Origin of the sequence: Actinoplanes regularis (assembly GCF_900188005.1) — a bacterium.
In the GTDB taxonomy this organism is placed as follows: domain Bacteria; phylum Actinomycetota; class Actinomycetes; order Mycobacteriales; family Micromonosporaceae; genus Actinoplanes; species Actinoplanes regularis.
On record NZ_FZNR01000020.1, the window covers coordinates 1 to 20858 of the forward strand.

The 20858-nt window shown below is 72.1% G+C and carries 22 protein-coding genes and 1 pseudogene; 15 read left to right on the forward strand and 8 right to left on the reverse strand.

The genetic code is table 11. The features are described from left to right. Positions 1-225 (forward strand): annotated as a pseudogene (locus CHC09_RS34990) (ATP-dependent Clp protease ATP-binding subunit ClpC); the annotation flags it as partial. Positions 226-363: 138 nt separating this feature from the next. After that, positions 364-969: a DUF4291 domain-containing protein gene (locus CHC09_RS34995; protein WP_089297562.1), complete on the forward strand. Its 606-nt coding sequence runs from the start codon at positions 364-366 to the stop codon at positions 967-969. Positions 970-978: 9 nt separating this feature from the next. On the opposite strand, the gene CHC09_RS35000 is transcribed toward CHC09_RS34995, so the two are convergent. After that, the gene (locus CHC09_RS35000) at positions 979-1875 is read right to left on the reverse strand and encodes an HhH-GPD family protein (RefSeq protein ID WP_089297563.1); all 897 of its coding nucleotides are present in this window, start codon (positions 1873-1875) and stop codon (positions 979-981) included. 21 nt (positions 1876-1896) lie between these two features. On the opposite strand from CHC09_RS35000, the gene CHC09_RS35005 reads away from it, so the two are divergent. From CHC09_RS35005 to CHC09_RS35020, 4 genes are all read left to right on the forward strand, one after another. Further along, positions 1897-2403 (forward strand): glycine cleavage system transcriptional repressor, encoded by a 507-nt coding sequence (locus CHC09_RS35005; protein WP_089297564.1) that lies wholly within the window; start codon positions 1897-1899, stop codon positions 2401-2403. Further along, positions 2400-2897: a peptide deformylase gene (gene def / locus CHC09_RS35010; protein WP_089297565.1), complete on the forward strand. Its 498-nt coding sequence runs from the start codon at positions 2400-2402 to the stop codon at positions 2895-2897. The genes CHC09_RS35005 and def overlap by 4 nt, the downstream gene beginning before the upstream one ends. Positions 2898-2980: 83 nt before the next feature. Further along, positions 2981-3727, forward strand: coding sequence for an adhesin (locus CHC09_RS35015; protein WP_089297684.1), 747 nt, complete (start codon positions 2981-2983; stop codon positions 3725-3727). Between the two features lie 2 nt (positions 3728-3729). After that, entirely contained in the window at positions 3730-4239 is a 510-nt protein-coding gene (locus tag CHC09_RS35020; RefSeq protein ID WP_089297566.1) for a 2'-5' RNA ligase family protein, read from the forward strand. Positions 4240-4262: 23 nt separating this feature from the next. On the opposite strand, the gene disA is transcribed toward CHC09_RS35020, so the two are convergent. The 4 genes from disA to CHC09_RS35040 form a co-directional block, all read right to left on the reverse strand. Beyond that, entirely contained in the window at positions 4263-5354 is a 1092-nt protein-coding gene (gene disA, locus CHC09_RS35025; protein WP_373871993.1) for a DNA integrity scanning diadenylate cyclase DisA, read from the reverse strand. 164 nt (positions 5355-5518) lie between these two features. Further along, entirely contained in the window at positions 5519-6940 is a 1422-nt protein-coding gene (gene radA, locus CHC09_RS35030; RefSeq protein WP_089297568.1) for a DNA repair protein RadA, read from the reverse strand. Positions 6941-6971: 31 nt separating this feature from the next. Then, positions 6972-7706, reverse strand: a complete 735-nt coding sequence (locus CHC09_RS35035; RefSeq protein WP_089297569.1) for a hypothetical protein — start codon at positions 7704-7706, stop codon at positions 6972-6974. A gap of 95 nt (positions 7707-7801) precedes the next feature. Then, positions 7802-8626 (reverse strand): UbiA family prenyltransferase, encoded by an 825-nt coding sequence (locus CHC09_RS35040; protein ID WP_089297685.1) that lies wholly within the window; start codon positions 8624-8626, stop codon positions 7802-7804. A gap of 119 nt (positions 8627-8745) precedes the next feature. Between CHC09_RS35040 and CHC09_RS35045 the strand changes: the two genes are divergently transcribed. The 3 genes from CHC09_RS35045 to CHC09_RS35055 are packed head-to-tail and all read left to right on the forward strand — an operon-like array spanning position 8746 to position 11041. Then, entirely contained in the window at positions 8746-9522 is a 777-nt protein-coding gene (locus tag CHC09_RS35045) for a methyltransferase domain-containing protein (RefSeq protein WP_089297570.1), read from the forward strand. Between the two features lie 20 nt (positions 9523-9542). Continuing rightward, positions 9543-10598, forward strand: coding sequence for a type III polyketide synthase (locus tag CHC09_RS35050; RefSeq protein WP_089297686.1), 1056 nt, complete (start codon positions 9543-9545; stop codon positions 10596-10598). Next, positions 10595-11041, forward strand: a complete 447-nt coding sequence (locus CHC09_RS35055; protein ID WP_089297571.1) for a DUF6023 family protein — start codon at positions 10595-10597, stop codon at positions 11039-11041. The genes CHC09_RS35050 and CHC09_RS35055 overlap by 4 nt, the downstream gene beginning before the upstream one ends. A 229-nt stretch (positions 11042-11270) precedes the next feature. On the opposite strand, the gene CHC09_RS35060 is transcribed toward CHC09_RS35055, so the two are convergent. Continuing rightward, a complete protein-coding gene (locus CHC09_RS35060; RefSeq protein WP_089297572.1) occupies positions 11271-12044 on the reverse strand; it encodes a hypothetical protein in 774 nt (257 codons plus the stop codon). A 334-nt stretch (positions 12045-12378) separates the two neighbouring features. Here CHC09_RS35060 and CHC09_RS35065 point away from each other — a divergent pair, with 334 nt between their 5' ends. The 6 genes from CHC09_RS35065 (at position 12379) to CHC09_RS35090 (ending at position 18495) form a co-directional block, all read left to right on the forward strand. Beyond that, positions 12379-12864 carry a CarD family transcriptional regulator gene (locus CHC09_RS35065; RefSeq protein ID WP_014447856.1) on the forward strand — a complete coding sequence of 162 codons (486 nt, stop codon included), beginning with the start codon at positions 12379-12381 and terminating at the stop codon, positions 12862-12864. 45 nt (positions 12865-12909) lie between these two features. Further along, complete coding sequence (ispD, locus tag CHC09_RS35070; RefSeq protein WP_089297687.1) at positions 12910-13629, forward strand: 2-C-methyl-D-erythritol 4-phosphate cytidylyltransferase; 720 nt, start codon at positions 12910-12912, stop codon at positions 13627-13629. A 99-nt stretch (positions 13630-13728) separates the two neighbouring features. After that, a complete protein-coding gene (gene ispF, locus CHC09_RS35075; RefSeq protein WP_089297573.1) occupies positions 13729-14214 on the forward strand; it encodes a 2-C-methyl-D-erythritol 2,4-cyclodiphosphate synthase in 486 nt (161 codons plus the stop codon). Between the two features lie 829 nt (positions 14215-15043). Next, positions 15044-16123 carry a tetratricopeptide repeat protein gene (locus CHC09_RS35080; RefSeq protein ID WP_275407939.1) on the forward strand — a complete coding sequence of 360 codons (1080 nt, stop codon included), beginning with the start codon at positions 15044-15046 and terminating at the stop codon, positions 16121-16123. A gap of 332 nt (positions 16124-16455) precedes the next feature. Beyond that, positions 16456-17310 carry a hypothetical protein gene (locus tag CHC09_RS35085; RefSeq protein ID WP_179277416.1) on the forward strand — a complete coding sequence of 285 codons (855 nt, stop codon included), beginning with the start codon at positions 16456-16458 and terminating at the stop codon, positions 17308-17310. A 33-nt stretch (positions 17311-17343) separates the two neighbouring features. Further along, a complete protein-coding gene (locus CHC09_RS35090) occupies positions 17344-18495 on the forward strand; it encodes an outer membrane protein assembly factor BamB family protein (RefSeq protein ID WP_089297574.1) in 1152 nt (383 codons plus the stop codon). Between the two features lie 173 nt (positions 18496-18668). Here the strand turns inward: CHC09_RS35090 and hisC are convergent, their stop codons facing one another. Beyond that, the gene (hisC, locus tag CHC09_RS35095) at positions 18669-19751 is read right to left on the reverse strand and encodes a histidinol-phosphate transaminase (RefSeq protein ID WP_089297575.1); all 1083 of its coding nucleotides are present in this window, start codon (positions 19749-19751) and stop codon (positions 18669-18671) included. Continuing rightward, entirely contained in the window at positions 19748-20812 is a 1065-nt protein-coding gene (locus tag CHC09_RS35100; protein ID WP_089297576.1) for an RDD family protein, read from the reverse strand. The genes hisC and CHC09_RS35100 overlap by 4 nt, the downstream gene beginning before the upstream one ends. Between the last annotated feature and the right edge of the window lie 46 nt (positions 20813-20858).

A 20858-nucleotide genomic window follows, 5' to 3' on the forward strand; every position in this document is an offset into this window, starting at 1 on the left:
GGGGCCCGGCCGCTGCGCCGCACGATCCAGCGGGAGCTGGAGGACACCCTGTCCGAGCAGATCCTCTTCAACGAGCTGCGCCCCGGCCAGATCGTCGTGGTGGACTGCGAGGGCGACCCGGCCAACGTCGAGAAGTCCAAGCTGGTCTTCCGCGGCGCCGAGAAGGCCAGTGCGGTGCCCGACGCGGTGCCGGCCGACCTGGGCGCGACCACCGGCGAGGAGTGACCCGTCGGCGGGCCGCGGTCCGCTGACAAGAACACCACGGAACGGTCCGGCTGCCGCGGCAGCCGGACCGTTCCGCGTCATGCCGTGGTGGGGTATATCGATCGCGGGATCGCCCGGCCACGGTCGATCATGTGGGGCATGCGCCAGATCCGGGCGGTCTACGACGCCCAGACCATCACCGTCTACCAGGCCTACTCGCCGGCCATCGCCGAGCCGGCGGTGCGTTCCGGGCGGTTCGTGCCGCCGTTCAAACGGGAGCGGATGACCTGGATCAAGCCGTCGTTCCTGTGGATGATGTACCGCTGCGGGTGGGCCGCGAAACCGGGCCAGGAGCGGGTGCTGGCGGTCTCGATCAGCCGGGACGGCTTCGAGTGGGCGCTGGAGCGGGCGGCGCTCAGCCACTACGTGCGCGGCGTGCACCCCGATCGGGTGGCCTGGCGGCGGGAGCTCAAGGCGGCGCCGACCCGGGTGCAGTGGGACCCGGAGCGGGATCTGCGGTTGCGGGAGCTGCCCTATCGGTCGCTGCAGGTGGGCATCGGGGGCGAGGCGACCTCCCGGTACGCGGACGAGTGGACCACCGGGATCGTGGACGTGACCGCGCTGGCACGGGAGATCCGCGGGCGGCTCGACGCGGGCGACGAGGCCGGGGCCGCCGCGCTGCTGCCCGTCGAACGGGTGTATCCGCTGCCGGCGGCGATCGGCGACCGGCTGGGCGCGACGGGCGGGGCGGTCGTGCAGGCGTAGGTCGTACCGTCAGAGGCTTTGAATCTCACCCTTCGGCGCGTCCCCGGCGAGGATGAAATCGCCGGAGCCGAAGCTCTCCACGAGGCCGTCGTCGACGAGCCCGGCGAGGGCGCGGGCGCGCTGCGGCTCGTCGGCCCAGACCAGGTCCAGGCGCTGGCGGGGGACCGGGCCGGTGGCGTGCCGGAGCACCTCCAGGAGCAGGCCACGGACCTGCCGGTCGGTGCCGGCGTAGCGCTGCGGTTTGCGGCTCGGGCCGGCCGGTAGCGGCTCTCCGGTCAGCCGCCAGGCGCAGGTCTCGTGGAACGGACAGTCCACGCACTTCGGGGAGCGCGCGGTACAGACGATCGCACCCAGCTCCATGAAGGCGATGCTGGCCCGGGCCGCGCGGGCCGGCTCCTCCGGCAGCAACTCCTCCATCGCGACCAGGTCGGCCGTGGTGGTGGCCGGGCCGGCGTCCGGCTTGCCCTCGACGACCCGGCAGACGACCCGGCGCACGTTGGTGTCCACCACCGGGTGCCGCTGGCCGTACGCGAAGGTCGCCACCGCCCGCCCGGTGTACGTCCCCACGCCGGGCAGCGCCAGCAACTGGTCGAGATCATCCGGCACCCGGCCGTCGTGCCGCTCGACGATCGCCACCGCGCAGGCGTGCAACCGCATCGCCCGCCGCGGGTAGCCCAGCCGACCCCACATCCGGACCGCCTCGGACTGCGGGTCGAGGGCGAGCGCGGCCGGCGTGGGCCAGCGGGTCATCCAGGAGCGCCAGGCGGGCTCCACCCGGACCACCGGGGTCTGCTGCAGCATCACCTCGCTGACCAGAACCCCCCAGGGGGTGGTTTCCGGCTGCCGCCAGGGCAGGTCGCGAGCGTTGCGGTCGTACCAGCTGATGGCTTCGTCGGCGAGAGTCATATCAGGACTTACTGTAAGCGAGTGCATGAGCTCGCCATCACCGTCATCGGCCCGGACCGGACCGGCATCGTCGCCGACGTGGCCGAGGCGCTCGCCGCCGTCGGCGCGAATCTCACCGATTCGACCATGACCCGGCTGCGCGGTCACTTCACGATGACCCTGATCTGCACCGGAGCGTCCGTCGATGAGGTCGAACGGGCGCTCTCGGCGCTGGGCGACGACGGGCTGCTCGCCACCGTGCGACAGGTCGAGGTCACCGCCGACTCGACCAGCGGAGAGCCCTACCTGGTCAGTGTGCACGGGGCGGACCGGCTCGGGATCGTCGCCGCGGTCACCCGGGTGGTGGCCGCCGCGGACGGCAACATCACCGACCTCACCACCCGGCTCTCCGGCCCGCTCTACCTGCTGGTCGCCGAGGTGGACCTGCCGCCCGGCCGGGCCGGCGAGCTGGCCGAGCGGCTCGCCGTGGCCGGTGCCGAGCTGGGCGTCGAGGTGAACCTGCGGCCCGCCGAGCCGGAGTTGCTGTGATCACCGTGGTGACCGCGCCGGCGGCCGTCCTGAGCACGGTCGCCGAGGAGGTCGACCCGACCGGCCCGGAGATCGTGCGGCTCGCCGCGGACCTGGTCGAGACGATGCGGGCCGCGCCGGGCTGTGTCGGCCTGGCCGCGCCGCAGATCGGCGTCTCCGCACAGGTGTTCTGTGTGGACGTGACCGGTCATCCCAAGGCGGTCACCACCCACGGCGCGTTCGTGCTCTGCAACGCCAAGATCGTTGAGGCGAGCCGGTGGCGGCCGGGGCGGGAGGGCTGCATGTCGGTGCCCGACCTGACCGGCGACGTGAAGCGGGCCGGCCGGATCGTGGTCGAGGGGCTGCGGCCGGGCACCGGGGAGGCGATCACTCTGGTCACGGACGCTTTCGAGGCCCGTGCCGTACAGCACGAAATCGATCACTGCGCCGGACGGCTGTTCCTCGATCGAGTGGCCGGCGCCCACGCGATTTTTCCGCGCAAGGTCTATCTCTAACGAGCGATCCGTGAGTTGGTGTCGGTTCTCCGGCGCGTCGCGCGCAATGATGGCGGCTGTCCGGGTTTACGGTGGGCCACATCATGCGTACGACGGTTGGTTCCCTCCCACCCGCGGTCTACTGGCGGCGGCGTGCGGTCGTGCTCGGCGCCCTGTTGCTGGGCATCATCGCGCTGTTCGTGGCGTGCTCCCACGACGACGACAACAAACCGAACACCAAGAACGCGTCGTCGCAGTACCCGACGCCCGGCCCGGCCTCGGCCGCCTCGACGCCGAGCGGCTCGCCGTCCCCCACCGACAACGGCCTGCTCGAATCGGCGCCGCCCGGTGGCCAGGCGTACCCGGACCCGGTGCAGTCGCAGCGGCCCGACGGGGACAGCGGCCTGCTGCCGACCAACGGCACCGGGACCGACACCAACGTCAACGGCCAGCCCGGCGGCGCCTGCACGGACAACGAGATCTCGGTGACGCCGGTCCCCGCCGCCACCTCGATCAAGCGCGGCGCGAACCTGCCGATCACGTTGCGGATCACGAACGTCGGCTCCCGTTCGTGTACGCGGGACGTCGGCGCCGACCCGCAGGAGCTGTACCTGGAGCAGGGCGCGCAGCGGTTCTGGTCGTCCGACAAGTGCAGCACCGCAGGGGGCAGCGACGTACGGACGTTCAAGCCGGGCGATCACCTCGACTTCAACGTCACCTGGAACGGCCGGCAGTCCACCGTGTGCGACGGGACGGCACCCTCCGGGCCCGCACCGGGAGCCGGGCAGTACGAGCTGCGCGGTCGGCTGGACAAGATCCGTAGCAACCCGGTCACCGTGACCCTTTCCTGAGATTGGTCGCGGCACTCGAGCTCTATCTGGACGTCGACGCCACGCGGCGGGTCCGGACGCTCTGGCGCGCCCTCGACTCGGAGGGGATCCCGACGCTCGGGTCGTTGCACCAGAAACACCGGCCGCACGTCTCGCTCGCGGCGGCGCGGACGATCGATCCGCACCTGGCGGCGGCAGCCCTGGAGGGCCTCGTCGTCGGGCGGGGCCTGACCCTGCGGCTGGATTTCGCCGGCCAGTTCGTCGGGCGGGTCCTCTGGCTCGGGGTGACCATGACTCCCGAGCTGATGGAGCACCACCGGTCGGTCCACGAACGGCTCTCGGCGGGCGGTGTGGAGGTCTGGGAGCACTACCGTCCGGGACTCTGGGTACCGCACTGCACGGTCTCGCTGCGGGTGCCGAACCCGATGATGGCTCCGGCGATCAGGCGGTGCCTGGAGATCCTGCCGCTCACCGCGACCGTGACCGGAGCCGCGATCGCCGACCACGCCAACGACATCGCCCACCCCCTCTGACTGCGGGCGGGGAGCGGGTCAGCTCAGACGTACCGCTCCAGGATCGAGGCCTCGGCCAGCCGGGACAGCCCCTCGCGCACCCCACGCGCCCGGGCGTCCCCGACCCCCTCGACGGCCTGAAGGTCCTCGACCGTCGCACCCAGCAGCCGCTGCAGGCTCCCGAAGTGGTCCACCAGCCGGTCCACGATCTGTCCCGGCAGCCGGGGCACCTTGGCCAGCAGGCGGAACCCGCGCGGGGACACCGCCGCGTCCAGCGCGTCGGAGGCGCCCTGGTAACCGATCGCCTTGGCGACCGCGACCAGGTCGATCATCTCGGTCGCGGTGAGCAGGTCGAGCTCGACCAGCGCCTCGTCCAGCGTGCGGGCCTTGCGACCGGTCGGCAGGTAGTCCCGGATCACCAGGGTGCGGTCCGAGTCGACGCCGGCCATCAGCTCGTCCAGCTGCAGGGCCAGCAGACGGCCGTCGGTGCCGAGCTCCACCACGTAACCCGAGATCTCGTCGGCGATCCGGCGGACCATCTCGAGCCGCTGCACCACCGCGACCGCGTCGCGGACGGTGACCAGGTCCTCGATCTCGAGCGCGGAGAGCGTGCCGGACACCTCGTCCAGCCGCAGCTTGTAACGCTCCAGCGTGGCCAATGCCTGGTTGGCCCGGGACAGGATGGCGGCCGAGTCGTCCAGGACGTGCCGCTGCCCGTTCACGTAGAGCCCGATGATGTGCATCGACTGGCTCACCGAGATCACCGGGAAGCCGGACTGCTTGGCCACCCGCTCGGCGGTGCGGTGCCGGGTGCCGGACTCCTCGGAGGGGATGGAGGGGTCGGGCATCAGGTGCACGGCGGCCCGGACGATCCGGGTGCCGTCGCTGGAGAGCAGCACGGCGCCGTCCATCTTGCACAGCTCACGCAGCCGGGTGGCGGAGAACTCCACGTCGAGCGGGAAGCCACCGGTGCAGATGGTCTCGACGACCGAGTCGTAGCCGAGGACGATCAGCGCACCGGTGCGGCCGCGGAGGATCCGCTCCAGCCCGTCGCGCAGGGCGGTGCCGGGCGCCATCAGGGCGAGGTTGGCGCGCAGCGGATCGCTGGCGAGGCCGGTGCCGCTCAACGGGGCCACCGCGCGGTTGCCCGCGCCGTTGACGCCGGGGCGCGGCGTTGAACTGGCGGCGGACTTGGAACCATCGCGGTCGAGCGGCACCGGTACAGTCTACGAACTGTCAAACGGAGCAACGAGGCATGGTTCGATGAATGCTCCGTAGCGTGATGATTCGTCACTCTGGGTTACTTTGTGCTGTGATCGGCCGAGGCCCGCGCCGCGCTCTGCAATGCCGACCGCAGGTCGCCGACCTCGATCACCTCCATGCCCTTGGGGAGGCTGACCTCGCCGTCGCGGCCGCTGCCCGGCGGCACCAGGGCCACCCGGAAACCCAGCCGCGCCGCCTCGGCCAGCCGCCGGTCGATCGCGCCCACCCGGCGGATCTCCCCGGTCAGCCCGACCTCGCCGATCGCCACCAGCGTCGGTGCCATCGCCAGGTCGAGCCCGCCGGACGCGACCGCGAGGGCCATCGCCAGGTCGGCGGAGGGCTCCACCAGCCGGATGCCGCCCACCGTCGCCGCGAACACCTCACGGTTGTAGAGCTTGATCTGCTTCGTCCGGCGCTCCAGCACCGCCAGGACCATGGCCAGGCGGGCGCTGTCGAGGCCGGAGACCGTCCGCCTCGGCGAGCCCTGCACCTCGGCCCCGATCAGCGCCTGCACCTCGGTGACCAGCGCCCGCCGGCCCTCCATCGCGACCGTCACACAGGTCCCGGGGACCGGCTCCTGATAGCGGGTGAGGAAGAGCCCGGACGGATCGGGCAGGCTGCTGATCCCGCCCTCGTGCATCTCGAAACAGCCCACCTCGTCGGCCGCGCCGAACCGGTTCTTCACCCCGCGGACCAGGCGCAGCGAGGAATGCTTGTCGCCCTCGAAGTGCAGGACCACGTCGACCAGGTGCTCCAGCACCCGCGGGCCGGCGACCTGACCGTCCTTGGTGACGTGGCCGACCAGGACGGTGGCGATGCCGCGCTCCTTGGCGATCGAGACAAGTGCCGCGGTCACCGCGCGGACCTGGGTCACCCCGCCGGGCACGCCCTCGGTGCCGGGCGCCGAGACGGTCTGCACCGAGTCGAGCACCAGCAGCCCGGGCTTGACCGCGTCGAGGTGGCCGATGACCGTACCCAGATCGTTCTCGGCGGCGAGGAAGAGTCGTTCGTGCAATGCGCCGAGGCGCTCCGCCCGCAGGCGGACCTGGCTCACCGACTCCTCGCCGCTGACCACCAGCGACGGGCTGCCGGCGCCGTTGGCCCACTGCTGGGCCACGTCGAGCAGCAGGGTCGACTTGCCCACCCCGGGCTCGCCGGCGAGCAGCACCACCGCGCCGGGGACCAGGCCGCCGCCGAGCACCCGGTCGAGCTCACCGACCCCGGTCGCCACGGCCCGCGCGGGCGCGGCGCTGATCTGCGAGATCGGGCGGGCCGGCTCGGCCGGCATCCGCGAGCTGACCACCCGGCCGGAGACTCCGACGGTCACCGTGGACTCGATGATCGAGCCCCACTCGCCGCACTCCGAGCAGCGGCCCAGCCATTTCGGCGGCTGGTGGCCGCAGGCGTCACAGACGTAAGCCGGCCGGGCTGCCTTGGAACTTGTCCGAGAGGTCGTCACCCGGCAAAGTTAGCCGCCGGGTACGACAACGTCACTCGTGCTCGCTGTCCTCAGCCGCATCGCCGGGCGCGCGGGACGCCGGCGACAGCGGGATCGCGACCGGCGCCTGGATGTTCAGGTCGGGCGCGCCGTTGCTGAACTTGAGCACCAGGTTGACCACCGTGCCCGGCTTCATGACGTCGCTCAGGCCGATGACCTGGAGCTGGTTGGCGTCGGTCGACCGGAACGTCGCCGAGCCGAACGGCTTGATCTTGATCTCCGCCGCGGTGACCGTGGGCGCCGCAGCGGTGGTGGCGGCCACCGTCGGGACCGCGCTGGACGCGCCGGCCTCCGGGGCCGACGCGGCGGCCGACGGCGTGGAGGTGGTGGCGGCCGGCGCCGTGGCGAGGAATCCGACCTGGCTCGCCGACACGACCTGCGGCCGGTCCGACTCCACCGGCGGCGTGACCGGCGTCGCGGGCAGCGGCCGAGCCGGTGCCGGCACGCTGGTGATCGAGACCGTGACCTCTTTTTCGGTCTGGTTGAAGAGGCTGAGCGTGAGCGGTGCGTTCGCGCCCTTCGCATACCCCTCGATGCCGTGGTACTCCACCTGGACGTCGCGCACGAGGACGCTGCCGTCGGCGGACTTGGCGTCCACACCGGCGATCGGCGTGTCCAGCAGGGCGGTCTCGGCGACCTGACCGGCCGAGCAGCCGGCCAGCGCGATGACCGCGGCCGTGGCGACACCCGTGACCAGGGCGGCGCGACGGGTTCCCAGCGTGCGCATCACGATCCTCCAAATAGCGACACCAAGGTGTGAGATCAGCCTAGTGGGCGGCAAACGGCCGCGTGCGCCGACCCATCCATCCGGCCTCCGGCGGTTCACACCGGTCCGCTGAAGATCAGCAAAAGGACGTCGATCAGGGCCACGACGATCACCGCGCGGAAGAGGGCGACCGGCCTCCCGCGGGCGCGCTGGGCCGCGTACCAGCCGATCGGCAAGACCACGACGGCGGCCGCGCCGGCCAGCCAACCGGACCACGACGGCGCTCCGGGCGGTCCGAGGACCAGGGCGGCCGTCGCGCCCAGCAGCAGCGCCGCGGCCGCGAGCCGGGAGTTGCCGGCACCGATCCGGTGCGGCAGCCCGCGCACCCCGGTCCTCGCGTCGTCGTCCAGATCGGGCAGCACGTTCGCGAAGTGCGCCCCGGCGCCGAGCAGGGCGGCCGCCGCGACCAGCCAGGCCGGCGGTGCGGGATGCGCGGGGAGCGCCACCACCACGAACACCGGCAGCAGCCCGAACGCCGCCAGGTAGGGCAGCACCGAGAACGGGGTGGACTTCAGTGGCCAGTCGTAGAGCAGGCCGCAGACCGCGGCCACGGCGATGGTCACGGTGGCGGCCGCGCCCAGCGGGAGGGCGGCCAGAGGCGCGGCCAGGGCCGCGAGCAAACCGGAGATCGCGACGGTACGGCGGGAGATCGCACCGTCGGCGATCGGCTTGTCCCGTCTGCCGGTGCGCCGGTCCCGATCCGCGTCGAGCCAGTCGTTCACCCAGCCGACGGCGAGCTGGGTGGCCGCCACGGCGAGGCCGACGCAGAGCAGGCGCCACCCGCGGTGCCCGGCGCCGAAAGCGAGCAGGGTCATCGCCAGCGTGACCGCGGCGCCCGGTTCCGGATGTGACGAGCGCAGCAGGGCGAGCGCACGGGACATGCCCAGCAGTCTGCAACTCCAGAGGCCGGCGTGCCAGGTGGTCGTCCACAGGGGCGGGTCGTCCACAGGCTGCGCGGTACCGGTGGTGGACGGGCGGCAACCGTGCCACGCTCGATCACATGTTGTCGATGCGGCGTAACGATCCGTGCCAGTACGACGACCTGGCCGGCGAGTGGTGGCGTCCGGGCGGCGGGTTCGAGCTGCTGCGCTGGCTGGCCGCCGCCCGTGCCGAGCTGATCCCACGGCCCGGCGAGCCCGGGCGGGTGCTGGTCGACGCGGGCTGCGGCGGCGGCCTGCTCGCGCCGCACGTCAGCGCCCTCGGTTACCAGCACGTCGGCGTCGACCTGCGTGCGTCCGGGCTGGTTCAGGCCGCTGAGCAGGGTGTCGTCCCGGTCGCCGCCGATGTGGCCGGGCTGCCGCTGGCCGATGGCTGCGCCGATGTCGTGGTGGCCGGGGAGATCCTGGAGCATGTTCCCGATCTGAGCGGCACCGTCGCCGAGCTCTGCCGGGTGCTGCGGCCCGGGGGCCGGGTGGTGCTGGACACGGTGAACAGCACCGCGCTCAGCCGGTTCGTCACGGTCACCCTCGGCGAGCGGCTGGGGGTCGCGCCGGTGGGGTTGCATGATCCGGCGCTGTTCGTGTCGCCGCGGCGGCTGCGGGCCGAGTTCGCCCGGCACGGTGTCCGGCTGGCGGTGCGAGGGGTCCGGCCGACTTTTTCGGGGCTGGTGCGGTGGCTCGTGGTGCGGCCCGCGTCCGATGGCCGGCCACTCGGCCAGATTGTTCCCACGTTCTCCACCGCCATCCTCTACCAGGGCATTGGCCACAAGGCCGCCGCGCCACCCTTCGCTGTTGGTCAGGTTGGTGCGTCGTCTTCCGGGAAGCGCGACGGTAGGTGACGGCCGTGACGGGGGCGGTGATGAGTGGGCTGGGCGTGGCGTTGCCGCCCTCCACGGTGCAGGACGAGCTCTGGGAGGGCTTCTTCGCCCACCACTACGCGGGCCGGCGGCGCGGACTGGCCCAGCGGATCTTCGCGAACTCCGGGGTGATCACTCGACAGGCCGCGGTGAGCCCGCTGCTCGAGGACGTGTCCGGCTGGTCCACCGAGCGCCGGATGCTCCGCTACCAGGCCGAGGCGGTGCCGCTGGGCAGCACCGCGGTGCGGCGGGCGCTGGCCGACGCCGGGCTCGCCGCGTCCGAGTTGGGACTTTTCGCAGTCTGTTCCTGCACCGGCTACGCGACACCCGGCCTCGACATCCTCCTCGCCCGCGACCTCGACATGTCCCCGGCCGTCCAGCGGCTCTTCGTCGGGCACATGGGTTGCTACGCCGCGTTGCCGGGACTGGGCGCGGCGAGTGACTTCGTGGTGGCCCGGGGCCGGCCCGCGCTGCTGCTCTGCACCGAGTTGACCAGTCTGCACATGCAGCCGGCCGGCACCGGCGGGCCGGACGTCCAGCAGATCGTCTCGCACGCGCTCTTCTCCGACGCGGCGGCCGCGGTGGTCCTCACCCCCAGGTCGAAATCCTTTCCGGGGTACGTGGTGAGGGAGGTCGCCGCGGTCACCGACACCACCACGGCCGGGCACATGACCTGGGAAGTCACCGATCTCGGGTTCCGGATGGGGCTGTCCCCGGAGGTGCCGTCGGTGCTCTCCGCACACGTCCGGGCGCTGGTCGGGGAGCTGCTCGGGCGGCACCGGCTGAGCATCGGCGAGGTGGACGGCTGGGCGGTGCACCCGGGCGGCCCGAAAATCCTCGACGTGGTGCGGGACCGGCTGGGCCTGGATGATCGGGCGCTCGCGGCGTCACGGGGCGTGCTCGCCGCGTACGGGAACTGCTCGTCGCCCACCGTGCTGCTGGTCCTGGACGCCCTGCGTCGTGAACCGCGGCCGCCCCGCCGGGTGGTGCTGCTGGCGTTCGGTCCCGGACTCACCCTCTACGGCGCGCTGCTCGAGTTCTCTACAGTCGCGGCGTGAACGAACGGGGACGTGGGGTGATCCTGCAGGGGTTGGCCGCCCTGCTCCTGGTGCTGGGCGGGGTCTGGTGGTGGCGGGCGGCGCCCCGCGACGACTCCGATCCGCGCCTGCTGGCCTGGCGGCTCACCGCCGAGCAGCTCCTGCCGGAGTCCGGTGATCAGGAGCTGGCGGACACCGTGGTGCTGCCCGCGGAAGGCGACTACGAGAAGGTCGCCGATCTGGACAGCGGCGTGTTCCAGGTCGCCGTGGTGTGCGCGGGGCCGGACAACAGCCGGGTCCGGATCAGCTTCGGCGAGGACGAATCGGGGCGGGGCCTGCCGTGTTCGGGAGAGCGCACGCCGGAGGTCTTCAGCGTCGGCGTGGGTACCCAGTTACGCCTGCGCATCGCGGCTGACGACCAGGGCCCGGTCATCTTCCGTTACGCCGTCCAGCGCGGTGCCTGATCCTGCGCGGTGCCTGATCCTGCGCGGTGCCTGATCCTGCGCGGTGCCTGAGCCTGCGCGGCGCCTGATCCTGCGTGGTGCATGGTCCAGCGTGGCGGCTGGTCCGCCGCAATGCTGGATTTGCCGTGGGCCTGGTCCGCCGTGGTGCCTGATCGGGGCGGTGCCTTGCCCTGCGTGGTGCATGGTCCAGCGCGGCGGCTGATCCGGCGGGGGACCCGCCGGTGTGAGGTCAGAGGCGTTGGAGGTCGGACAACATGGTCGTCGCCGACATGACGTGCTCGAACGTGCGCAGGATGGTGCCGGTCCGGCTGACCAGGATGGCGGCGGCGGTGCCGTCCTGAGCGGTGAGGCCGAGCTGCTCGCGGAGGGTGCCGGCCGGGTCGCGCAGGTGACGCACAGTCTTGCCGTCGGCCCGCGGGGTCTGGGCGGTGGTCAGCTGGCTGCGTGAGGTGGCGGTCGACGGTGTGGCGGTGGAGACGGCGTACACCGCGATCTCCGGCCGGGCCGCGGCGACCGTCTCCGCGACGAGATCGTCACAGTCGCAACCGTCGGTGAGCAGGACGACCAGCGGCAGCTGCCCACGCAGCGGCACGGCCGACCCGTCGGCGCCGACCAGCTCGAGCGCCGGAAGCGTCCTGCTCGGTGCCGGGGTGGAGCCGGAGGTGCGCTGGGTGGCCGCTTGCCGGGACGGCCCGGGCCACGCCGAGGCGAACAGGCTGGCCACGGTGACCATGATCGCCATCGAGACGATCAGAACCGGCGCACGCAGCATCAGGGTGCCCACCTTGCGCAGCCGCCGCATCGCGGGCCGGCGCGTGAAGCGTTGCCAGCGGGCCGCGGCCGGGGTCGGATGCAGCTCCGCGCGCACCGCCTCGACCTCGTCGGCCAATTCCGACAGGTCGTCGGGGATGACGATGACGCCCCACTCCTCAGGGAGGTCGGGCAGTTCATCCCAGGAACCGCCGTCGGGCGGCCAGCCGCCGTTGTCGCTCGCGCCTGCCATGACTCACCTCCCCCCTGGCCGACCAGATCTTGCTTCGGTCGGGGAACTTCCGTCCAGCGTCTCGCACGCTACGCCGCATCGCCAGTGATGGGGCGGCGTGGACCTCAGCGATACGCTTGATCTGGCAAAGCCATCAGGTCCGGAATTTCCGACTCATAGGCAAGAGCCGTAACGGCTCGGTCACTTTGTGTTACGCAGGCAGCTCGCTGCTCCGCTGTCAAGCGGTAGAAAGCCCCGTCACAGGGCCTCTGAGCTGCACTAACAGTAACCGCCAGGGCGAGACAGCGCCGCCTGAGCGTGTTACCCTAGACACAGCGAAAGGGGTTTCGAACCTATGGTTTTCAGTGTCGGCGAGACCGTTGTTTACCCCCACCACGGGGCCGCACTCATCGAGGCAATCGAGACTAGGGTCATCAAGGGCGTTGAAAGGCAGTATCTCGTTCTGCGTGTCGCCCAGGGCGATCTAACGGTCCGGGTGCCCGCTGAGAACGCCGAGGAAGTCGGCGTGCGCGAAGTGGTTGGCGAGGAAGGCCTGGGCAAGGTCTTCGACGTCCTCCGCGCCCCGCACACCGAGGAGCCGACCAACTGGTCGCGGCGCTACAAGGCCAACCTGGAGAAGCTCGCCTCCGGCAACCCGCTCAAGGTTGCCGAGGTCGTTCGTGACCTCTGGCGTCGCGAGCGGGAGCGTGGTCTCTCGGCGGGTGAGAAGCGCATGCTCGCGAAGGCCCGCGACATCCTGGTCGGCGAGGTGGCCCTCGCTGAGAAGAGCACCAAGGACGAGGCTGAGGTCCTGCTCGACAAGGTCCTTACCGAGGCCTGATCCAACCGACGCATCCCTCACATCACCGTGATCGCCGACCGCGACGTGACCGCGCAGCTTCATGCTCGCGGTGACGTCGCGGTCGTCGTTCCGGCTGCGGGCGCCGGTGTCCGGCTCGGGCCGGGTGGACCCAAGGCGCTGCGGTTGCTGGAGGGCGAGCCACTACTGGTCCACGCGGTGCGCCGACTCGCCGCGGCGCCCTCGGTCCGGCTGATCGTGGTGGCCGCCCCACCCGCTGACGTCGACGCGGTGCACGCCCTGCTCGCCCCGGTGGCCCCGGTCACCGTGGTGGCCGGCGGCGCGGAGCGGCAGGAGTCGGTGGCGGCCGCGCTCGCGGCCGTTCCCGAGGAGGTCGCGATCGTGCTGGTGCACGACGCGGCCCGCTGTCTCACCCCACCCTCCGTGATCGAGCGGGTCGCGGCGGCCGTCCGGGAGGGCGCCGACGCGGTGATCCCGGTCCTGCCGGTGGTCGACACGATCAAGGAAGTCGACGGCGACGACATCGTGCTCGGCACGGTCGACCGATCGGCGCTGCGTGCGGTCCAGACCCCACAGGGCTTCCGCGCGACGATGCTGCGCGCCGCCCACGCGGCCGCCGCCGACTCGCACACCGACGACGCCGGCGCTGTCGAAAAGCTCGGCATCCCGGTCCGCTGCGTCCCCGGTTCCGACCTGGCACTGAAGATCACCCGGCCTATCGACCTGGCACTCGCCACCCACCTCCTCGCCCTCCCCGACCCCGACCCCGACGCGGCCAGCGCCTGACGCGGCCAGCGCCCGCGTCTGCCGTCTCTGGCGCTCGTCCTGGCCGGGGGAACGCACCGGAGGGCGAAGCCGGTACCGGTGGGTCGTTAGGGTGACTGGGTGATCATTCCGAGGGTGGGTATCGGCACGGACGTGCACGCATTCGACGCTGAGCGGCCCTGCTGGGTAGCCGGACTGGAGTGGCCCGGTGAGCCGGGGCTGGCCGGCCATTCGGACGCCGACGTTGCCGCGCACGCCGCCTGCGATGCGCTTCTCTCCGCGGCCGGACTCGGCGATCTTGGCAGCAATTTCGGCACGAGCCGGCCGGAGTGGGCCGGCGCCGCCGGGGTCGCGCTGCTCGCGGAGACCGCCCGCCTGGTCCGGGCCGCCGGCTTTGCGATCGGCAATGTCTCGGTTCAGGTCATCGGGAACCACCCGAAGATCGGAAAACGCCGCGCAGAAGCCCAGGAGGTGCTCTCCGCCGCGATCGGCGCACCGGTGACGGTGTCCGGCACCACCACCGACGGGCTGGGGCTCACGGGGCGCGGTGAGGGGCTGGCCGGCATCGCGGTCGCCATGGTCCACAGCGCCACGACCGCTGGGTAACGCCCCGAAGGGCGGACCTGGATGTGCCGTTTTACCGCAGCCCATGTGATCTACAGCGTGATGACCGCCGAAGGGCGAGCCCGGATGGGCCGCTTTACTGCATCCATGTGATTTACAGTGCGACGGCCGCTGGGTGGTGGGTCGGAGGCGAGCCTGGGTGTGCTGATTCGCTGCAGCCCCTGTGGTCCACAGCACCACGGCCGCTGGGTAGCGGGCGTGGATGTGCTGTTTCGCTGCAGCCCGTGTGATCTACAGCGCGACGACCGCTGGACAGCGGGCCGGAGGGCGAGCCCGGGAGCTTCGCATCACCCCAGCCCATGTGATCTACAGGTAGACCGCCTACGCTCCGACTGTGCCCGCGCCTATGGAGCCTGACACCACGCCGGAGGAGCACCGCCAGCGTGCGCTGCTGCTCGCCGATCTCGGCCGCTACGACGAGGCCGCCGAGGAGATCGCGGCTGGCCTGAACGCCGGTCCCGAAGCCCCGCCCGGGCCGCTGACCGGCCCTGGGTCCGGGGCGCCGACTGGTTCTGGGCCCGGGGCTCCGACCGGCTCTGGGCCCGGGGCTTCGAGCGGCCCTGGGTCTGGGGCTCCGACCGGCTTTGAGTCCAGCGCTCCGACCGGCTTTGAGTCCAGTGCTCCGAGCGGCTCTGAGTCCAGCGCTCCGAGCGGCTCTGAGTCCGGGGCTTCGAGCGGCCCTGAGTCAGGGGCTCCGACCAGCTCTGGTTCGGGGACGCCGGGCGGCCCTAAGTCCGGGACGCCGAGCGGCACTGAGCCTGGGACGCCGGCCGGCCCTAAGTCCGGGACGCCGAGCGGCACTGAGCCTGGGATGCCGGGCGGCGCTGAGTCCGGGACGCCGGGCGGCGTTGAGCCCGGGTCCACGTCTGGTCTGGCGGGAGGCGCGAAACTCGGTCCCAAATCCGACGAGACCGCGCTTCTGGCCACGCTGGCCCGTATCCATCTGGCCGCCGACCAGCCGACCGAGGCGCTGGCCGCCGCCGACCGGGCCGCCGCGGCCGAGCCGGGCACGCTGCCGGCTCTGGTGGTGCGCGCGATGGCGCTGATCGACAGCCGACGGTTCGCGGAGGCCGCTCAGCTGGCCGGCGACATCCTGCGGGCGTGGCCGGAGGACGCGTACGCGCAACGCACCGGCGCCGCGCTCCTCAGCGAGTCCCGCAACGGTCAGGAGGCGCTGAACGCCGCGTGGAACGGGGTTCGGGTGGCGCCGGCCGAGGCCGAGGCGCACCTGGTGCTGGCCGTGGTCGCGGCCCGGCTGCGGCTGTTCGACCTGGCCCAGCGGGCGTACGCGGAGGCGCTGGATCTGGATCCGGCGATCGGCGACGCCGGTCAGGACGTCGGCGTTGTCCGGCTGGAGCGGCGCCGCTGGGCCCGCGCGCTGGAGGAGCTGGCCGAGGAGGCGTCGCTGGGGGTGCCCGCGGACGGACCGTCGCCGGAGGCCGCGCAACCGGAGCCGGCCGGGTCGAACTGGGCCGAGCCGCCGGCGGTCAGCCGCCCGCGTAAGCCGGTGCTGGACCTCTCCGCCGATTCGACCTCGGCGGTACTGGCGACGATCAGCTACGGCGCCAACGGGACCCTGATCGCCGCCGTGCTCACCGCCGGGATGAGCCTGATCAGCGCCGGCATCTCGCGAGCCTGGGCGGGCCTGATCGGCCTTCTGATCTTCGTCGCGGTGGTCTTCTGGTTCCGCAACCGCCTCTCCGAGCCGGTCGGGATCGTGCTGACCCGGCTCCGCTCCGGCAAGCGGGCGCTGGCCACCGCGGCCTACCTGACCTTCGCCGCGCCGCTCTTCCTGGTGGCCTACGCCGTGGTCGGCGGCCTGCCTACGCTCATCGCGGGCATGGTCCTGGCAGCCGTAGCCGAGATGGTGGTGCTGACCGGCCGCCGGTGATCTGGAGCGTTGGTGGTTCTGTCGCCTGCCGGTGATCCGGAGGGACGCTGATCGTGCGGGTCGCTGGTGATCCGGGGCGACGCTGATCGTGCTGGCCGCTGGTGATCCGGAGCGACGCTGATCCTGTTGGCCGCTGGTGATCCGGGGCGACGCTGATCCTGTTGGTCGCTGGTGACCCGAAGCGACGCCGATCCTGCCGCTCGCCCCAGCCCGCGCGATATATCTGCCCGGGCGGAAAACCGCTGCCCACCGGGCCTGACGGCCGAGACGGTGGTCCGGGTGGTTCAGGCACACTGTTGTCCGGCTCACACGTGGTCCGTTAGGTTCGGATCGTGTCGACGTTGGTGCCTCCGCTGTATGCCGGGCTGGTCGATGACGCGTCCCTACTGCCGCCCAGCCCGACCGGCCTGACCGAGGCCGAGACGAAATTCCGCGAGCACGCCGCCGCGTGGTACGCGGAGCTGATCGGTGCCCTGCTGGTCCCGGCCTCGGTGGTGGGCTCCGAGCCGGTGCTCAGGCTCGCGGCCGCGCTGATCGGCGACATCCCGGTCGGCGCGCTGTCGCCGACGGTGGAGAAGCTGCGCGCGGCCGGCATGGTGATCGAGCACGTGGAGGCCGCGGTGGCCCGGCGCGGCGAGGATCCACAGCCCGGCCTGGCGGTGCTGCGCACGTTCGCGCTGCACGAGGCCGGCCGGGAGTCGGGGACCCGGGTGTGGGCGGAGATCCCGCTGAGCTGGGGGCTGCTCGGCGCGCTGGACACGGTCGCCGAGGCGCGGCGGGAGGCGCTGCCGATCGCCCCGAAGTTCCGCATCGGTGGGCTCGCCGCCGAGCTCTTCCCGACGCCGGTCGAGCTCGCGGCGGTGATCTGTGCCTGTCGCGACCGTGAGTTGCCGTTCAAGCTTGCTGCCGGGCTGCGGCACGCCACCCGGCACACCGATCCGGAGACCGGGTTTACCCACCACGGTTTCCTCAACGTGCTGGTGGCCACGCTGCTGGCGGCGGACGGCGGCGAGGTGGCCGAGGTCGCCGAGGCGCTGGCCGCGACCCATCCGGTGCCGCTGGTCGAGCCGGCCCGGTCGCATCGGGACGATCCGCGCCCGCTCTTCGTCGGCTTCGGCGCCGCGAACGTGGTCGAACCGCTCACCGAGTTGGTCCGTCTCGGTCTGATCAACGGCGGGTACGAGTGATCGATCGGTACTGAGCCTGGAATACTTCCGGCCGTGACTCGGGTACTGCTGCGAGCCTCAGCGGTGGTGCTTCTGCTGCTGGCGACGCTTCTGGTCGGCTGGCGGATCTTGAAGCCGGCCGAGGTGCTGGCCACGTCGGACGAGCCCTATCCGCTGCTGGTGGTCTCCGCGCCCGGCGTGCTCGGGCGGATCAACCTCGCCCCACTGATCATCGAGGACCGGCTCCGGGTCTACGCGGCCAAGCACCAGATCCGCGCCGACGAGCCGGTCTACGGCAACTCCGTCTACACCACCCGCTGGTCGCTGCGGCGCTGGCCGGAGCAGCTCAGCGGGGTGGTGGCGAGCGGCGCCACGGTGATCAGCCGGTGGTCCGACGGCGAACTGGTGGCGGTCGACGGCCGTACCGGGAAGATCGTCTGGCGGCAGGAGAGCCTGGCGGCGCCGGACTACGCCGGGCACCGGACCGGCGCCGCGACGGTCTGGGATCCGCCGGGTCTGCGGATCGCCGCCGGCGCCGTCGTGGTCGCCGAGGGACAGACGCTTGCCGGGTACGACCTGAGCACCGGCGCCGAGCGCTGGCGCACCACGGTCGCGGCCGGTTGCACGGACGGCTTCACCACCATCGGTGGCGTGTACGTCTGCGCCACCGGCGCCTATGACGTGACCACCGGGCAGGCCGTGCCGAACTGGCCGGTCGGCCCGTTCACCGCCGTCGGCTGTTCGGTGGCGAACTCGGGCTGTGCCGGTTTCCGGGACGCCGCCGGCCGGGGCTGGTCGACCGCTTCGTCGTCGCCGCGCCGCACGTTCACGCTGGACCGGCCGGATTCCACGGTCGCGGACGGGCTGGTGGTGTCGACCGCGAACGGCGCGGTGACCGCTTACCGGGAGGACGGCACCGCGTTGTGGAGCCGGCCCGGCGAGGGGCGGGTGCTGGGCGGCGTGCCCGGGCGGGTGCTGGTGTTCACAGCGGATCACCATCTGGTCGGGCTGGCCACCGCCGACGGCCACGAGTTGTTCCGGTTCCGCCTCGCCTACAAGAAGGAGGACGACCTGTGGGACCTCGGCGGTCTCATGGTCTCCGACCACTATCTGGCGATCGAGCGGCGGCGCAAGGACGGACCCGACGATCCGGAGTCGCCGATCTACTACTACAACACCGACACGGTGCTGCTGGTCGGGCTGTAAAGCGGTCCGCGACGACGGCGACCGCCACCCGTTAGAGGGCAATATGCCTGCTCAGGGCGGGATCCGTGGGTTCGTACGGCTAACGTCTTCATCGGCCGCAAGGAGAGCCTGGCCGGACCGCGGCGGATTCGCGGACCGGCCAGGCTCGTAGCCGAGATCGAGCGGCTTGCGGATCAGGCGGCCAGCGCGGCCTCCGCCGCCGCCAGGAACGTGTCGTTCTCCTCCGGGGTGCCGATGGTGACGCGGACGCCGTCCGGGTGGAAGCCCCGCACGATCACCCCGCGGCTCTCGCAGGCCGCCGTGAACGCCGCGGTCCGGTCACCGAGCGGCAGCCAGACGAAGTTGGCCTGGCTGTCCGGAATGTCGATGGAGAGTTTCCGCAGCGCCTCGGTCACCCGCTCGCGCTCCGCGGTGACCAGGGCGCAACGCCGGACCACCTCCTGCTCCTGTGCCAGCGCGGCGAGCGCCGCGGCCTGCGCGACCAGGCTGGTGGAGAACGGAGTGACCACCTTGCGCACGGTGGCGGCCACCTCGGGCTGGGCGACCAGGTAGCCCATGCGCATGCCGGCCAGGCCCCAGGCCTTGCTCATGGTCCGCAGCACCACGATGTTGGCGCGGTCGCCGTAGGTCTCCAGGCCGTCCGGGACCGTCGGGTCGGTGACCAGCTCCCGGTACGCCTCGTCGAGCACCACCAGCACGTCCGACGGCACCGCCGCGAGGAACCGGTCCAGCTCCGGCCGGCGCAGCGCGGTGCCGGTCGGGTTGTTCGGGTTGCAGACGAAGATCAGCCGGGTGCGGTCGGTGATCGCCGCGGCCATGGCGGTGAGGTCGTGTCCGTGCGCCGCGGTGTTCGGAACCCGCACCGAGGCCGCGCCGGCCCCGGCCGCGATGATCGGGTACGCCTCGAACGAGCGCCACGAGAACATCACCTCGTCGCCCGGCAGGCAGGTCGCCTTGACCAGGGTCTCGGCGAGCGCGACCGAGCCGCAGCCGGTGACCACCCGGTCGGCGGCCACCCCGAAGCGCTCGGCAAGCGCGTCACGCAGCCTGAGCACGCCCATGTCCGGGTAGCGGTGCATCTCCCGGGCGGCCTCGGTGACCGCCTCGACCACGCCGGGCAGCGGCCCGTACGGCACCTCGTTGCTGGCCAGCTTGATCGCCTCGGCGATGCCCAGCTCCCGGGCCAGGTCGGCGACGTTGCGACCGGGCACGTAGGCGGGCAGTGCGTCCAGGTCGGCGCGGGTCAGCCGGGTCATTCTCGTCCTCCTGGGTTGTCGCCGCGGGGTGCGGCCTTGACGGTCGGTTGGGTGCCCGGCGGGACGGCGACGACGACGGTCCGTGCCACCTTGTCATGCCAGGCCTGCCGCAGGCGCGGATCGAAGGTGGGCGAGAGCGAGTCCAGGAGCTGGACCACGAATCCCACCAGGCACCACCACAGCAGCGTCCACGCGCCGAGCTGGGCCCAGCGGCCGAACGCGCGGCGGAAGCCGATCGGTTTGATGTTGTCCAGGTCGACCACCTTGATGCCCATCAGCATCTTGCCCAGGGTCTGCCCGCGGCCGGCGATCGCCGGGGCCTCGTAGAGCAGCCAGAGCAGGGTGGCGATCAGGATGATGGTCATCTGCAGGGACTGCATCCGCGGCGTCGGCTGCAGCATGTCCGGCTCGGTGCCGGCCATCACCTGGTCGAGATAGTGGCTGTACATCGGATAGAAGTCCTGCCACCACTGGTAGACGAACCAGCCGTTGATCACGACATTGAGCACCAGTACGACGGCGATGTCGATCAGCCGGGCGGCCAGGCGCTGGCCGAGGCCGGCGAGCGCCAGGCCGTGCGGGCGGGCCTCCGGCGTCGGGTACAGGTAGGCGTGCGGCGGCTGGGCCGTGGGCGGCGGTTGATACCAGTCCTGCGGGTGCTGGTGCCAGCCCGGTGCCGGCGGCTGCGTCCCCTGAGGCGGGGGCTGCTGCCAGCCGGGGTGCGGTTGCTGCCAGCCGGCCGGGGGCTGCGTCCCCTGGTGCGGGGGTTGTTGCCAGCCGGGGTGTGGCTGCTGCCATCCCGGCGGGGGTTGCTGCCAGCCGGCCGGAGGCTGAGCTCCCGGAGGAGCCCAGCCCGGGTGCGGCGTGGGTGGGGCGAAGGGCTGTGGCTGGGGTGCCGCGACCGGCGGCGCCGCCGTGGGTGGCTCCGCCTCCACCGGCGGCCCGTCCGGTGCGACCGCGTCAGCCGGGATGGCCTGGCCCAGCCAGCCCTCACCGTCCCAGTAGCGCTGGGTGCTGGTGTCGGCCGGGTCCTTGTACCAACCCGCGGGAAGGGAACTCATGCGCAAACCTTTACCACGAGTGTCTGACGGTTCCCTGCGCGCAGGT